12 protein-coding genes are annotated in these 12675 nt (G+C 62.7%); 6 read left to right on the top strand and 6 right to left on the bottom strand.

The genetic code is table 11. The annotated features are described in order from the left end of the window. Nucleotides 1–220: 220 nt before the first annotated feature. The gene (locus ACIPZF_RS20530; protein WP_400802551.1) at nucleotides 221–1999 is read right to left on the bottom strand and encodes a KinB sensor domain-containing domain; all 1779 of its coding nucleotides are present in this window, start codon (nucleotides 1997–1999) and stop codon (nucleotides 221–223) included. Then, nucleotides 1996–3342, bottom strand: a complete 1347-nt coding sequence (algB, locus tag ACIPZF_RS20525) for a sigma-54-dependent response regulator transcription factor AlgB (RefSeq protein WP_400802549.1) — start codon at nucleotides 3340–3342, stop codon at nucleotides 1996–1998. Before algB ends, ACIPZF_RS20530 begins: the two co-directional genes overlap by 4 nt. Before the next feature lie 208 nt (nucleotides 3343–3550). Between algB and ACIPZF_RS20520 the strand changes: the two genes are divergently transcribed. The 6 genes from ACIPZF_RS20520 (at nucleotide 3551) to ACIPZF_RS20495 (ending at nucleotide 9066) form a co-directional block, all read left to right on the top strand. After that, the gene (locus ACIPZF_RS20520; protein WP_400802547.1) at nucleotides 3551–4372 is read left to right on the top strand and encodes a BON domain-containing protein; all 822 of its coding nucleotides are present in this window, start codon (nucleotides 3551–3553) and stop codon (nucleotides 4370–4372) included. 177 nt (nucleotides 4373–4549) lie between these two features. After that, a complete protein-coding gene (locus tag ACIPZF_RS20515) occupies nucleotides 4550–4834 on the top strand; it encodes a hypothetical protein (protein WP_400802545.1) in 285 nt (94 codons plus the stop codon). A 54-nt stretch (nucleotides 4835–4888) separates the two neighbouring features. Further along, nucleotides 4889–5050, top strand: coding sequence for a DUF1328 domain-containing protein (locus ACIPZF_RS20510; RefSeq protein WP_008092060.1), 162 nt, complete (start codon nucleotides 4889–4891; stop codon nucleotides 5048–5050). 2 nt (nucleotides 5051–5052) lie between these two features. Next, entirely contained in the window at nucleotides 5053–5523 is a 471-nt protein-coding gene (locus ACIPZF_RS20505; protein WP_400802544.1) for an inhibitor of vertebrate lysozyme family protein, read from the top strand. Nucleotides 5524–6260: 737 nt separating this feature from the next. Continuing rightward, nucleotides 6261–7589 carry a glutamate/aspartate:proton symporter GltP gene (gene gltP / locus ACIPZF_RS20500; protein ID WP_400802542.1) on the top strand — a complete coding sequence of 443 codons (1329 nt, stop codon included), beginning with the start codon at nucleotides 6261–6263 and terminating at the stop codon, nucleotides 7587–7589. 247 nt (nucleotides 7590–7836) lie between these two features. Beyond that, a complete protein-coding gene (locus ACIPZF_RS20495; RefSeq protein ID WP_400802540.1) occupies nucleotides 7837–9066 on the top strand; it encodes a nucleoside recognition domain-containing protein in 1230 nt (409 codons plus the stop codon). Here ACIPZF_RS20495 and ACIPZF_RS20490 read toward each other — a convergent pair. Genes ACIPZF_RS20490 through ACIPZF_RS20475 form a run of 4 tightly spaced genes read right to left on the bottom strand, consistent with a single transcriptional unit; the run spans nucleotide 9048 to nucleotide 12531 of the window. Continuing rightward, nucleotides 9048–9671, bottom strand: a complete 624-nt coding sequence (locus ACIPZF_RS20490) for an ABC-type transport auxiliary lipoprotein family protein (RefSeq protein WP_400802538.1) — start codon at nucleotides 9669–9671, stop codon at nucleotides 9048–9050. The genes ACIPZF_RS20495 and ACIPZF_RS20490 overlap by 19 nt on opposite strands. Then, nucleotides 9668–10606: an MlaD family protein gene (locus tag ACIPZF_RS20485; RefSeq protein ID WP_400802537.1), complete on the bottom strand. Its 939-nt coding sequence runs from the start codon at nucleotides 10604–10606 to the stop codon at nucleotides 9668–9670. The genes ACIPZF_RS20490 and ACIPZF_RS20485 overlap by 4 nt, the downstream gene beginning before the upstream one ends. 3 nt (nucleotides 10607–10609) lie before the next feature. Next, nucleotides 10610–11401, bottom strand: coding sequence for an ABC transporter ATP-binding protein (locus ACIPZF_RS20480; RefSeq protein WP_400802535.1), 792 nt, complete (start codon nucleotides 11399–11401; stop codon nucleotides 10610–10612). Continuing rightward, nucleotides 11398–12531 (bottom strand): ABC transporter permease, encoded by a 1134-nt coding sequence (locus ACIPZF_RS20475; RefSeq protein ID WP_400802534.1) that lies wholly within the window; start codon nucleotides 12529–12531, stop codon nucleotides 11398–11400. The genes ACIPZF_RS20480 and ACIPZF_RS20475 overlap by 4 nt, the downstream gene beginning before the upstream one ends. Nucleotides 12532–12675 lie beyond the last annotated feature (144 nt).

Genomic DNA, 12675 nt, shown 5'->3' with positions numbered 1-12675 from the left:
AAGCCGGTGCCATCCACCGCGTCGTTTGATTCGCGGCTAAAGCCGCTCCCACTGTGTATGCGGCGCTCTGCGCGGCGGTCAAGTCGCAGCATGGATGCAGCGGACCCTTGGTAGGAGCGGCTTCAGCCGCGAACACCGGCGAGGCCGGTGCCATACACCGCGTCGTTTGTTTCGCGGCTAAAGCCGCTCCTACAGGGACCCATACAGTTCAAGAAATCGATCAGACCGGCAAGGCCATGTAGAACTGCGTTCCCTCCCCCGGCCGGGAGAACACGCCCATCCGGCCACCATGCAGTTGCACGATTTCCTTGCACAACGCCAAGCCGAGTCCGGCGCCGCCTTTCTTGCGCCCAACCTGAACGAAGGGTTCGAAAATTCGCCCCTGCTGGCCATAGGCAATGCCTTCGCCATTGTCCTCGACACTGACGATCACCCGTTCCGCATGGCGCCGCGCGTGCAGGCGGATGCGCCCGCCGCTGGCGGTGTGGCGTATGGCGTTGTGCAGCAGGTTGTCGAGCACGCGGTCGAGCTGGGCGATATCGGCCTGGATCCGCGGCAGCGGCGGCTCCAGCGCCTTGATCAGCTCGATCTGCTTGTTTGCGGCCTGTTCGCCAAATCGCACCTGGGCTCGTTCCAGCAGTTCATCGATGGCGCAGGGTGCGAGGTCGAGCTTCTGCAGGCCACTCTGGTAGCGCGAGAAGTTGAGCAAATCGTTGATCAACTGGGTCAGGCGCTGCATTTCTTCGCCGATGGTTTCCAGCAGGTCGTTCTCTCGCGTCTCGACCGGAAACTTCACGCGTTCGCGCAACAGGCCGAAGGCCATGTGCATCCCGGTGACCGGCGTACGCAGTTCGTGCGAAGCGCGCAACACGAATTCGCTGCGCACGCGTTCGAAGGCGCGCTGCTCGGTCACATCATGCAGCACCATCACCGCACCCAGAATCGGCCCTTGCGGGTGGCTGACCGGGGTCAGGCTATAGGTCAGCAGGCGCGACTCTTCATCGACCTCGATGCTCAAGTCGTCGGGTGGGCGGTCCAGGTTGCCGCCTCGCAGTACCTGGCGCAGCTGTTGTTCCAGCTCGGGGCGCTGCAAGGCTTCGGCAAGGCCGCTGCCGACGCGACTGTTGCTCCAGCCAAGCTGACGCTGGGCAACAGGGTTGAGGTGTTCGAGGTGCCCTTGGCGGTCGATGATCAGCAGGCCATCGTCGATGCTGTCGAGTACTGCTTGCAGGCGTTGCTGGCCTGCGAGCAATTCATCGACGTTGGTGGCCTGATGTTTGCGCAGGGCGTCGGCCATCAGCCCGAAGCGGCGGGTGAGCTGGTTGAGCTCGACGGCCTGGGTCACCGGCAGGGTGACATCGAAGTCGCCTTTGCCGAGTTGATCCGCAGCCTTGGCCAGGGCCTCGATGGGGTGCCCGAAGCGCCGGGCGATGTTGTGTGCGGTGATGAACCCGAGAACCAGCACCACCAGGCCCATCAGGCCCAGCAGGCCGCTGACCAGCAAGGCGCGGTCGCGGGTTCGCTCTTCACTACGGGTGATGTGGTCGAGGGCTTGTTTGTGCGCGTCGATCAAGTCGGTGCGAACTTGATTGAAGGCCGCCCCCAGCGGCTGGTCGACGCCCAGGCTGCGGGCCGGTGCCGAGCTGTCACGGTAGGCCTGCAGAAAGGTCTGGTAGTTGCTGCTGGCCTTGCTGAAACCGCTGCGCTCGCCACCGCGCTCCAGGCCTTGATTAAGCTCGGTCTGGAAATTGTCCTGCAGCGTTTTCAGGTTTCCGGGCGCGGTCTCTTCGTCGAGCATCAGGGTCAGCTGTTCGCCGAGGTTCTGCCGCAGCTTGAGGCCGATTTCCAGGGCGTGGGTGGTCTCACGTACCGACTGTTGCTGCACGGTGGCCATCTGCAGCACGCTGAACAGACCTAGCATCAAGCCCAGCAGGGCGACTGTGACCAGCGCCGAGATGCTGAGAAAAAGCCGCGTGCGCAGCTTCATTTGCCATTTCATAAGTTGTACTGCTTACGCTTGCGATACAGGGTCGAGGCATCGATGCCCAGGGTCTTGGCAGCTTGGTCGAGGGTGTCGCTGGCCGCCAGCACGGCGCCGATATGCGCGCGCTCCAGTTCATCCAGGCTCAGTGCCGCGCCCACTCGAGGTGCGTTGCCGGCAGGTTGCTCGCCCATGCCCAGGTGGCTGACCTCCACGCGTTCCTGCGGGCAGATGATGCTCGCGCGCTCGACCACGTTGCGCAACTCGCGGATGTTGCCCGGCCAGCGGTAGTTGAGCAGCGCCGTGCGGGCTTCTTCGCTGAAGCCTCGGGCCGGACGCGAGTACTCCTTGACGAAGCGGGCCAGAAAACGGTCGGCCAGGGTCAGGATGTCTTCACTGCGCTCGCGCAACGGCGGCAGGTGCAGGGTGATGACGTTGAGGCGGTACAGCAGGTCTTCCCGGAAACGGCTTTCACGGACCATTTCTTCCAGGTTGAGGTTGGTTGCGGCGAGGATGCGCACGTCGGCGCGGCGGGTCACCGGGTCGCCGACCCGCTCGTACTCTTTATCCTGGATGAAGCGCAGCAGCTTGGGCTGCAAGGCCAGGGGGAAGTCGCCGATTTCGTCGAGGAACAGCGTACCGCCATCGGCCTGGCTGACGCGCCCCAAGGTGCTCTCGCTAGCGCCGGTGAAGGCGCCGCGGGTGTGGCCGAACAGCTCGCTTTCCATCAGTTCGGCGTTCAGCGACGGGCAGTTGATGGTCACGCAAGCTTTGCGCGCGCGCTTGCTCCAGCTGTGAATGGCGCGGGCCAGTTCGCCTTTACCCGTGCCCGATTCCCCGAGGATGAGGATGTTGGCGTCAGTGGTGGCCACCTGCCGTGCGGTCTCCAGCACCACCATCATCGCCGGGCTGTGCGAGTCGAGGCCGTCCTTGGGCTTGCGGACTTCACCTTCCAGCGCTTCCAGTCGCGCCGACAACTGGCGCACCTCAAGCTGTTTGGAAGTGGCCAGGCGCAGCTGGTCGGGGCTGCAGGGCTTTACCAGGTAGTCGGCGGCGCCGGCCTGGATGGCATCGACCGCCGTATCGATCGCCGAATGCGCGGTGACGATGACCACGCGCATCCATGGGGCTTGAATACGCATCTGGGCCAATACATCCAGGCCGTTGTCCTCGCCCAGGCGCAAGTCGAGGAAGCACAGGTCGAACACCTGGCGCTGCAACAAGGCTTCCGCCTGCGCGGCACTGTTGGCCGTAGCGACGCTATAGCCTTCATCTTCGAGGCAGTAACGGAAGGTGCGCAGGATCGCGGACTCGTCATCCACCAGCAGAATGCGGCCTTGGTTGTCCTGGGCTGATTCCATTTGCTGCGCTCCTTAGGATAGATCTTCAATTAGTGTGGGAAAAATCGGGCAAGTTGCATGGTCAATTCTGAAGGATTCTGTCCTTTGCATGCTAGCCAATGGCCAATTTTTGCCCGACCCCCTGATTTCTCGATGATTTTGTTAGAGCAGTGGGGTGGCACATTGGTTGCGACTATTTTCAGATTTTGCCTACAAAAGGAGTGCTGTCATGCCCTTTTCCATTCAAACAGCTGTATTGACCTTCAGCCTGCTGTCCGTTTGCGCACCTGCATTGGCCGATCAGGTACAGGACGCACGCCTGGAAGGGTCACTGCAAACGGCGTTGGCGCTCAACCGCATGCTCAATCCGTTTCGTATCGAGGTCGTGGTCAAGGAGCAGCGGGCACGCCTGAGCGGCGAAGTGGAGAACGAGGTCGAGCGGCAGTTGGCCGAGCATGTGGCCCAGGCCACCCGAGGCATCGAACAGGTCGACAATCAGCTGCGGGTCAATCCTGGCCTGGTCGAGCGCCCGCTTGAACTGCGCGCCTACGCCCAACGCCTGGAGGATGCCACGCTGGCTTCGGTCATCCGTGCGCGATTGCTGTGGAGCCGCACCACCGAAAAGGCATCCATCGAGGTGCAGAGCAGTGAAGGCGTGGTGACCCTGCGCGGCAAGGTGGACAGCGCCGAGGCCAAGGAACTTGCAGGTGTCGTGGCGCGCACCACCGAGGGCGTGCACCTGGTCAACAACCTGGTCAGCCTGGACACCGCCGCCATGGCCAAGGCCCGGGAGAACCCAGTGGGTGCCCCGACAGGGCCGCAGCCCAGTGACAGCTGGGTGGTCGACAAGATTCAGAACAGCTACCGCTTCAGCCGTAACCTTGATGGCTTGAACATCAAGGTTGCCAGTACCGAGGGCATGGTGCGGCTGTCAGGAGAAGTGGTCAGCAGCGAGCAGAAAACCATCGCGGTGGAGATCGCGCGGCAAATCATCGGGGTACGGGGTGTGGACGCCGACTTGCTGAAAGTGGCGACGAAGGTCGAAGGATGATTCGTGCATTTCGCACGACGTCCAAGGGGGCATCGTGCAGGATACGTCCTCACCCGACTGTGCGTTATTGCTTAACTCATTGATTTATAAGGATTTTATCTTGCGTTAAAAGCTGGCATGCAGGCTGCAATTACCTGTTCAGGTTTGAATAGAAAAATTACAGCAGGAGAAGCCGGCATGAACCGCCCATCCGTCAACCGCTCGCAAGCTGCCGCACTGCCCCTGCGCTCGTTCCTGTTGCTTGGAATGGCGCTGCTGCTGACTTTGGCCGCCGGCCTCTTTTATCACAGCTTGCAGACCGCGCGACTGGCCGAGCAGGTTGCAGCGCAGACCGCGCTGCTGACGCAGATTCAGGCGACCCGTGCCAATACATTGGTCAGGGCAGCGGAACCTCTGCCCTCGGCCAATACCTCTCCGGCCACCGTTGAAAACGTCGTACCTCAGCAACGCTGGGTGTTCTAGACGCTGCTGTATGACACCGACCGGATCGATTTCGAAAAAGAAAGGAGAAGCATCATGCTGAGTTGGGCTATCACTTTCCTCATCATCGCCATCATTGCCGCCGTACTGGGCTTCGGTGGTATCGCTGGCGCCGCTACGGGTATCGCGAAGATCCTGTTCATTGTCTTCCTGGTCCTGTTCGTCGCTTCCTTCTTCTTTGGACGTGGTCGAGGTTGAAGATGAGCAGGAAGCTTTGCAAAGCCATCGCTGCCGGCCTGCTGTTGGCCGGTAGTGCGGCAGCAATGGCGGCCAATGACGGCCAGGTCCGAGTCGATCAACTGCTCGGCTCGGACCCTGAGTACCGGGAAACATGGCAGGACGCGATCAAAGGCGAGGAACGTCTTCCCGACTGGGTGATCAATCTGACGGGCAGCTCCCAGGAGCAGATGTCGGCGGTAACCGAAGATGGGGATAGATACCTGGTCGGTCCACTGTGCGAGTCCCAGGGCAACTGCACCTACAAGCGTCTGATCGTGGCATTCAGCTGGGACAAGGATGACGCTTACGGGATGCTCGTGGAAGTGCCTGAAGGGTTGCCGAGCGACAAGTCGCCAACCCGTCACGCCCAGTATCGCTGGCTCGGTGAGCCGGATGATGGCATGAAGGCCATGCTGCAGGAGCAACTCAAGCGCGACCCCAAGTGGTATTGAGGGTTACGGACAGATGGTCGCGCACTGTCATTTAATAGAAGCGGAACCTTTCTATATTTCTCGCTTCTATGATGCGCCGCCCCGAGGAGGGGTGGCACATGACCAAGGGGCCGGGCTGTTCTGATTGTTGCAGGATCGGAGTGGCCTAGGGGTACAGGGAGTGCCCCCAGGATTGGGCCGGGTCAGGAAAGGCAGAATCGGAAGTTTCAGGTCAGGGGTGTGATTTCCTACAGCAACCAGGCCTGGCTTCCGAGGTGCCATCTTCTCTTTATCTCCCCACCTTTCAAGAAAAATCGCTCGAGACACATTTTGTCTCGACCGTACATCAACTTTTTTTCGTCCCGCCCGAAGCTGGTACAAGTGGCATTTCAGCCATTCGGATTGTCGAACAAGCCATTCGCAGACACTTCTGAGTACGGCCAAATCTGCCTAAAACTGGCGCTTTGGACTTGTTCGGGTTTCCGAACGTTATAAATCAATGACTTGCGGTTGCCCCAATTTGATGCAGATAAGTATGCAGTTTCGGCATGGGGTATACGCTTCCGGCATTAGATTTCATCCTGTGCCATCGCAATAGTTGCCGCCTTTTCGCTGGCCCGAGCGCCCTGTCGCTCGCTCGCGGTGTCCTTACATGAGGTCTCCGGACGGAAGCCCAAAGCTCCCCGTGACGTTGCCAACGGCTCTGTTACGCGCTTTTCCGGTCGGTGCCCGTGACCACTAGAACAAAGGGTAAAGACATGAAGAAGGCAAAACTGAGCCTCGCCTGGCAGATCGTCATCGGTCTGGTCCTGGGCGTTGCAATCGGCGCGCTACTGAACCATTTCAGTGCGGAGAAGGCCTGGTGGATCAGTAACGTCCTCCAACCCGCCGGTGACATCTTCATTCGCCTGATCAAGATGATCGTCGTCCCGATCGTGATTTCGTCGCTGATCGTGGGCATCGCCGGGGTAGGCGACGCGAAGAAACTGGGCAGCATTGGCCTGAAGACCATCATCTACTTCGAGGTGGTGACCACCATCGCCATCGTCGTCGGCCTGGTGTTGGCCAACCTGTTCCACCCGGGTGCCGGCATCGACATGAGTACCCTGGGTACCGTCGACATCTCCAAGTACCAGGCGACTGCCGCAGAGGTTCAGCATGAGCACGCGTTCATCGAGACCCTGCTCAACCTGATCCCGTCGAACATCTTCGCAGCGCTGATGCGCGGTGAAATGCTGCCGATCATCTTCTTCTCGGTGCTGTTCGGCCTGGGCCTGTCGAGCCTGCAGGCCGACCTGCGCGAGCCGCTGGTGCGTACCTTCCAGGGCGTGTCGGAGACCATGTTCAAGGTCACCCACATGATCATGAACTACGCCCCGATCGGCGTGTTCGCCCTGATCGCGGTGACCGTCGCCAACTTCGGCTTCAGCTCGCTGCTGCCGCTGGCCAAGCTGGTACTGCTGGTGTACTTCGCCATCGCCTTCTTCGCCTTCATGGTGCTGGGCCTGGTGGCGCGCCTGTTCGGCTTCTCGGTGATCAAGATCATGCGCATCATGAAAGATGAGCTGATCCTCGCCTACTCCACCTCCAGCTCCGAAACCGTGCTGCCGCGCGTGATCGAGAAGATGGAAAAGTACGGTGCGCCGAAGTCGATCTGCTCGTTCGTGGTGCCGACCGGCTACTCGTTCAACCTCGACGGCTCGACCCTGTACCAGAGCATCGCGGCGATCTTCATCGCCCAGCTGTACGGCATCGACCTGTCCTGGAGCCAGCAGCTGCTGCTGGTACTGACCCTGATGGTCACCTCCAAGGGTATTGCCGGTGTACCGGGCGTATCGTTCGTGGTGCTGCTGGCAACCCTGGGCAGCGTAGGCATCCCGCTGGAAGGCCTGGCCTTCATCGCCGGTGTCGACCGCATCATGGACATGGCGCGTACCGCCCTGAACGTGATCGGCAACGCCCTGGCAGCGCTGGTGATCGCGCGTTGGGAAGGCATGTACGACGCTGCCAAAGGCGAGAAGTACTACGCCTCGCTGATGGCGGACAAGAAGCAAGCGGCCGTGGTTGGCGAAACCGCCAAGCGCTGAGCCTGACCTGCTGAACAAAAAACCCCGACTCGTCGGGGTTTTTTGTTGTCTGTGACATGGCTCTGGCTTTTCGCTGACCTCTGTGGGAGCGGGCTTGCCCGCGAACACCGGCGAAGCCGGTGCCATCTACCGAGGTGCTTGCTTCGCGGGCAAGCCCGCTCCCACAGAGTCTTGCGTCAGCCCTGGGTCTCCAGCCAACCTTCTCGATACGCTATCATTCGGGCATTTTTCACGGGGGTATACGCGGATGCTCAACGGCCTTTGGCTCGGCTTTTTCCTGGTGGCGGCCGTTTCCGCCCTGGCCCAATGGCTGATCGGTGGCAACGCCGGCATCTTCGCCGCGATGGTCGAGAGCATCTTCGCCATGGCCAAGCTGTCGGTGGAGGTGATGATCCTGCTGTTCGGCACCCTGACGCTGTGGCTGGGCTTTCTCAAGATCGCTGAAAAGGCCGGCATCGTCGAATGGCTGGCCAAGGTCCTCGGCCCGCTGTTCGCCCGGCTGATGCCGGAAGTGCCGCCCGGCCACCCGGCGCTGGGGCTGATCACCATGAACTTCGCCGCCAATGGCCTGGGTCTGGACAATGCCGCCACGCCCATCGGCCTGAAGGCCATGCGCGCGCTGCAGGAACTCAACCCCAGCAGCACCACGGCGAGCAATGCGCAGATCCTGTTTCTGGTGCTCAACGCCTCATCACTGACGCTGCTGCCAGTGACCATCTTCATGTACCGAGCCCAGCAAGGCGCCACCGACCCGACCCTGGTGTTCCTGCCAATCCTTCTTGCCACCAGCGCCTCGACCCTGGTCGGCCTGCTGTCGGTGGCGGTGATGCAGCGCCTGCGGTTGTGGGACCCGGTGGTGCTCGCCTACATGATCCCCGGCGCGCTGCTGCTCGGTGGCTTCATGGCCTTCCTCGGCACCCTGTCGGCCGCTGCGCTGGCCAGCCTGTCATCGATACTCGGCAACCTCACGCTGTTCGGCGTGATCATGTTGTTCCTGGTGATCGGCGCATTGAAGCGGGTGAAGGTGTACGAGGCCTTTGTCGAAGGTGCCAAGGAAGGTTTCGACGTGGCCAAGAGCCTGTTGCCCTACCTGGTGGCGATGCTGGTGGCCGTGGGTGTGCTGCGTGCTTCCGGCGCCCTGGAGCTGGCGTTGGACGGCATTCGCCATGCGGTGAACTGGCTGGGCATGGATACCCGCTTCGTCGAGGGCCTGCCGACCGCGCTGGTCAAACCATTCTCCGGCAGTGCGGCGCGGGCCATGCTGATCGAGACCATGCAGACCCATGGCGTGGACAGCTTCCCGGCGCTGGTCGCTGCCACCGTGCAGGGCAGCACCGAGACTACCTTCTACGTGCTGGCGGTTTACTTTGGCGCTGTCGGCATACAGCGTGTGCGTCACGCCGTTGGCTGCGCCCTGTTGGCCGAGCTGTCCGGCGTGATCGCGGCGATTCTGGTCTGCTACTGGTTCTTCGCCTGAGCCTGAGCGCTCTGCGCCACGGTCCAGTTCACCACCTGCCCGGCCAGTTGATCGCTGGCCGCGCCAAAACCGGCAACCACGGCTGATACCTGTGTATCGGTCAACGGCTGGCGCACCTCGAAGCGCTTGCTGGCGAGAATGCGCTGGCTGCGCCCTTGGACAAGCCGCGCGTCATAGCGGATCAGCACTTCCACGGCGCCGCCAGCGCGATACTCACTCTGGAACGCCTGCAGCTCGCCCGCCAGCTCATAGTCGGCCTGCAGGTTGCTGTCGTCGGCGCTCAGGCGTTGCACGCGGCCGTCACGCTGGAAACCATCGAGCAGGCGGTTGCGCACCAGCAGCGGCACCGGGTCGCTCCAGCGCGCGCCTTGGTAGCTGCTGAGCACATTTCCCTGGGGGATCACGGCGATGCGCGGCCCGGCCAGGGTCTCGCTGGCCAGGGGCTTGTTCAGGCGCAGCGACCAGTCCACCGGCGTGGCGCTGTGGCTGGCCTGGTTGACCGGCAGGCGGTAGATATCCACAGGCTCGCTCTGCGGCAGGATCGAGCAGGCGCCGGTCAGGCTCAGCGCGGCCGCCAGGGCCAGCAGGCGCAGCGAGGGTTTCATGGCTGGAACTCCTTGTTGTTGTCGCGGCCGAGCAGGTAGCCGCTCGGGTCGGCCTCCAGGCGCCGGGAGATACCCTTGAGTGAATTGAGCGTTTCGCGCAGCTCGCGGATGGCCGGGGTCAGCTGATTGAGGCCTTGCGCGCCGTCGTCGATGGACTGGCGATTGTCGTTGAGCAGGCTGTTGATGGTCGCCGCGCTGTCGGCCAGCGACTGCATGGCCTGCTCGGCGCTGCCGATGGCCTGCTTGCCCTGGGTGCCGAGCAGGCCGTTGGCGTTACGCATCAATGCCTGGGTTTCGGCCAAGGTGGCGTTGGCCTGCTTGCCGACCTGGGCCAGCTGCTCGATGGCATCGGAGATACCGCCCTTCTTGCTGGCGAACGCCCCGGTAGTCTGCTCCAGGTTGGCCAGGGTGTTGCTCAGCCGGTCGATATTGCTGGTCGAGAACATCTGGTTGGCGTTGTGCAGCAGCAGGTTGATGTTGGTCACCAGGTCGCTGCTGTCATTGAGCAGCTGCGAGATCGGCGACGGTGAGGCGATGATCACCGGCAGCTTGCCGTCCTTGCCCTTGAGCTCTGGGCTTTGCGGGGTGCCGCCGCTGAGCTGGATGAACGAGTTGCCGGTGACGCCGGCCAGGGTCAGCTTGGCCTGGGTGTCTTCTTTGACCGGCGTGTCGCCGCTCAGACGCACCCGGGCCAACACCCGGCGTGGGTCCTTGGGGTCCAGGCGCAGGGTGGAGACGTCACCCACCTTGATGCCGTTGTATTGCACCGGGCTGCCGCGCGACAGGCCCGAGACGGCTTCGTTGAAGACCACTTCGTAATCCTTGAAGGCATCGTCGACGCTGGACTTGGTCAGCCACAGGCCGAACAGCATGGCGCCGACCACCACCAGCACGGTGACCAGGCCGATGAGAACGTGATGAGCTCGGGTTTCCATTGTTCAGCGCTCCTGCCCGGCACGGGTGGCGGCGTGCTCGGCCGCCCGCCCGCGTGGGCCATGAAAGTATTCGTGGATCCACGGGTCGTCTGTCTGTTCGACTTCGGCCAGGGGGCCGGCCACCAGCACCTTCTTCTGCGACAGCACGGCAATGCGGTCGGTGATGGTGTACAGAGTGTCCAGGTCGTGGGTGATGAGGAACACGCTCAGGCCGAGGGCATCGCGCAGAGTGAGGATCAATTGGTCGAAGGCTGCGGCGCCGATCGGGTCGAGGCCGGCGGTGGGCTCGTCGAGGAACAGGATGTCCGGGTCCAGGGCCAGCGCACGGGCCAGCGCCGCGCGCTTGATCATGCCGCCGGACAGCGACGAGGGGTATTTGTCGGCGGCGGAAATCGGCAGCCCGGCCAGGGCCAGCTTTACCCCGGCCAGGTGCTCGGCATCGGCACGTGAAAGCCCCGCATGCTCGATCAACGGCAGTGCGACGTTCTCGGTAACGGTCAGCGACGAGAACAGGGCGCCCTTCTGGAACAGCACGCCGAAGCGCCGCTCGACCAGCGAGCGCTGTTCTTCGCGCAGGCCTGCCAGGTCCTCGCCGAACACCTTGATCTGCCCTTCGTTCGGCCGCCGCAGGCCGATGATGCTGCGCAGCAGTACCGACTTGCCGCTGCCGGACCCACCGACCACGGCGAGGATTTCGCCGCGGTACAGCTCGAGGTCGAGATTCTCGTGCACGCTCTGGCTGCCGAAGCGGTTGCAGATACCGCGCGCCTCTATCACCGCTTCCCGGCCACTCACCAGCCCATCTCCATGCAGAACAGCGCCGCCACCGCATCCAGCACGATGACCACGAAGATCGACTGGACCACACTGGAAGTGGTGTGGGCGCCGACCGATTCGGCGCTGCCGCTGACCTTGAAGCCTTCCAGGCAACCGATGGCGGCGATCAGGAAGGCGAAGAACGGGGCCTTGGCCAGGCCGACGATGAAGTGCTGCACGCCAATGTCGCTTTGCAGCAGCGAGAGGAACATGGCTGGTGAGATATCCAGGCTCAGCGCGCACACCACCGCGCCGCCGACGATGCCGCAGATCATCGCGACGAACGTCAGCAGCGGCAGCGAAATCAGCAGCGCCAGCACTCTTGGCACCACCAGCAGTTCGATCGGATTCAGCCCCAGGGTGCGGATCGCGTCGATTTCTTCGTTGGCCTTCATCGAGCCGATCTGCGCGGTGAAAGCGCTGGCCGTGCGGCCGGCCATGAGAATTGCGGTCAGCAGCACGGCGAATTCACGCAAGAACGAGAACGCCACCAGGTCGACGGTGAACACCGTCGCGCCGAAGTCGGCCAGCACCGTGGCACCAAGGAAGGCCACCACCGCGCCCACCAGAAACGTCAGCAGCGCCACGATCGGTGCGGCGTCCAGGCCGGTCTGTTCGATGTGCGAGACCACCGGCGTGACCCGCCAGCGGTGCGGTTGCAGGGCACGGCGCAGCAGGGTTTCCAGGATCAGGCCGACGAAGCCGAGCAGCTGCAGGGTATCTCGCCACAGAGTATTGACGGCACGGCCAATGCGTTCGAGCAGCAGGAGCAGCACATGGCGCTCGGGTTCCTTGACCGGGATGCAGTAGTCCTGCACCGAGCAGTAGACGTTCTTGAGCAAGGCGCGGCTGGCATCGGGCAAGTCATTGGTGCAATGCGACAGGCGCTCGGTGCCGAGCAACTCGGCCAGCAACGAAGCGCCGGCGGTGTCGAGGCGGCCCAGTTGGCTGAGGTCGGCCACCGCGTCGGCGCCGTACTGCATGCGCAGGCGCTCACTGTCGCGCTTGAGGCTGGCGTAGTGCAGCAGGGTCCAGTCACCGGCAATGCGCAGGCAGGCCGGTTGGCTGCTGGTGTCCAGGGTGGCGCTGGGCGTGGTCATAGGCTCCATGCATCTGACTGGCGTAGAGGCTGATCATAGCGCAGCAGGCATGCAGCGGTTTGTTGAAAATGTGCTGTCCCTGTGGGAGTGGCGGTGCGGCGATCCGACTTGCCCCGCGAAGCAGGCACCGCGCTGGATGGCACGGGCTTCGCC

Origin of the sequence: Pseudomonas sp. NPDC089752 (assembly GCF_044748725.1) — a bacterium.
GTDB lineage: Bacteria > Pseudomonadota > Gammaproteobacteria > Pseudomonadales > Pseudomonadaceae > Aquipseudomonas.
This window is presented reverse-complemented; position numbering and strand designations above follow the sequence as displayed.

What these genes read in the sequence shown, in the direction of transcription:
- ACIPZF_RS20530 (WP_400802551.1), bottom strand. Translation starts at nt 1,999, where the DNA reads ATGAAATGGCAAATGAAGCTGCGCACGCGGCTTTTTCTCAGCATCTCG.
- algB (WP_400802549.1), bottom strand. Translation starts at nt 3,342, where the DNA reads ATGGAATCAGCCCAGGACAACCAAGGCCGCATTCTGCTGGTGGATGAC.
- ACIPZF_RS20520 (WP_400802547.1), top strand. Translation starts at nt 3,551, where the DNA reads ATGCCCTTTTCCATTCAAACAGCTGTATTGACCTTCAGCCTGCTGTCC.
- ACIPZF_RS20515 (WP_400802545.1), top strand. Translation starts at nt 4,550, where the DNA reads ATGAACCGCCCATCCGTCAACCGCTCGCAAGCTGCCGCACTGCCCCTG.
- ACIPZF_RS20510 (WP_008092060.1), top strand. Translation starts at nt 4,889, where the DNA reads ATGCTGAGTTGGGCTATCACTTTCCTCATCATCGCCATCATTGCCGCC.
- ACIPZF_RS20505 (WP_400802544.1), top strand. Translation starts at nt 5,053, where the DNA reads ATGAGCAGGAAGCTTTGCAAAGCCATCGCTGCCGGCCTGCTGTTGGCC.
- gltP (WP_400802542.1), top strand. Translation starts at nt 6,261, where the DNA reads ATGAAGAAGGCAAAACTGAGCCTCGCCTGGCAGATCGTCATCGGTCTG.
- ACIPZF_RS20495 (WP_400802540.1), top strand. Translation starts at nt 7,837, where the DNA reads ATGCTCAACGGCCTTTGGCTCGGCTTTTTCCTGGTGGCGGCCGTTTCC.
- ACIPZF_RS20490 (WP_400802538.1), bottom strand. Translation starts at nt 9,671, where the DNA reads ATGAAACCCTCGCTGCGCCTGCTGGCCCTGGCGGCCGCGCTGAGCCTG.
- ACIPZF_RS20485 (WP_400802537.1), bottom strand. Translation starts at nt 10,606, where the DNA reads ATGGAAACCCGAGCTCATCACGTTCTCATCGGCCTGGTCACCGTGCTG.
- ACIPZF_RS20475 (WP_400802534.1), bottom strand. Translation starts at nt 12,531, where the DNA reads ATGGAGCCTATGACCACGCCCAGCGCCACCCTGGACACCAGCAGCCAA.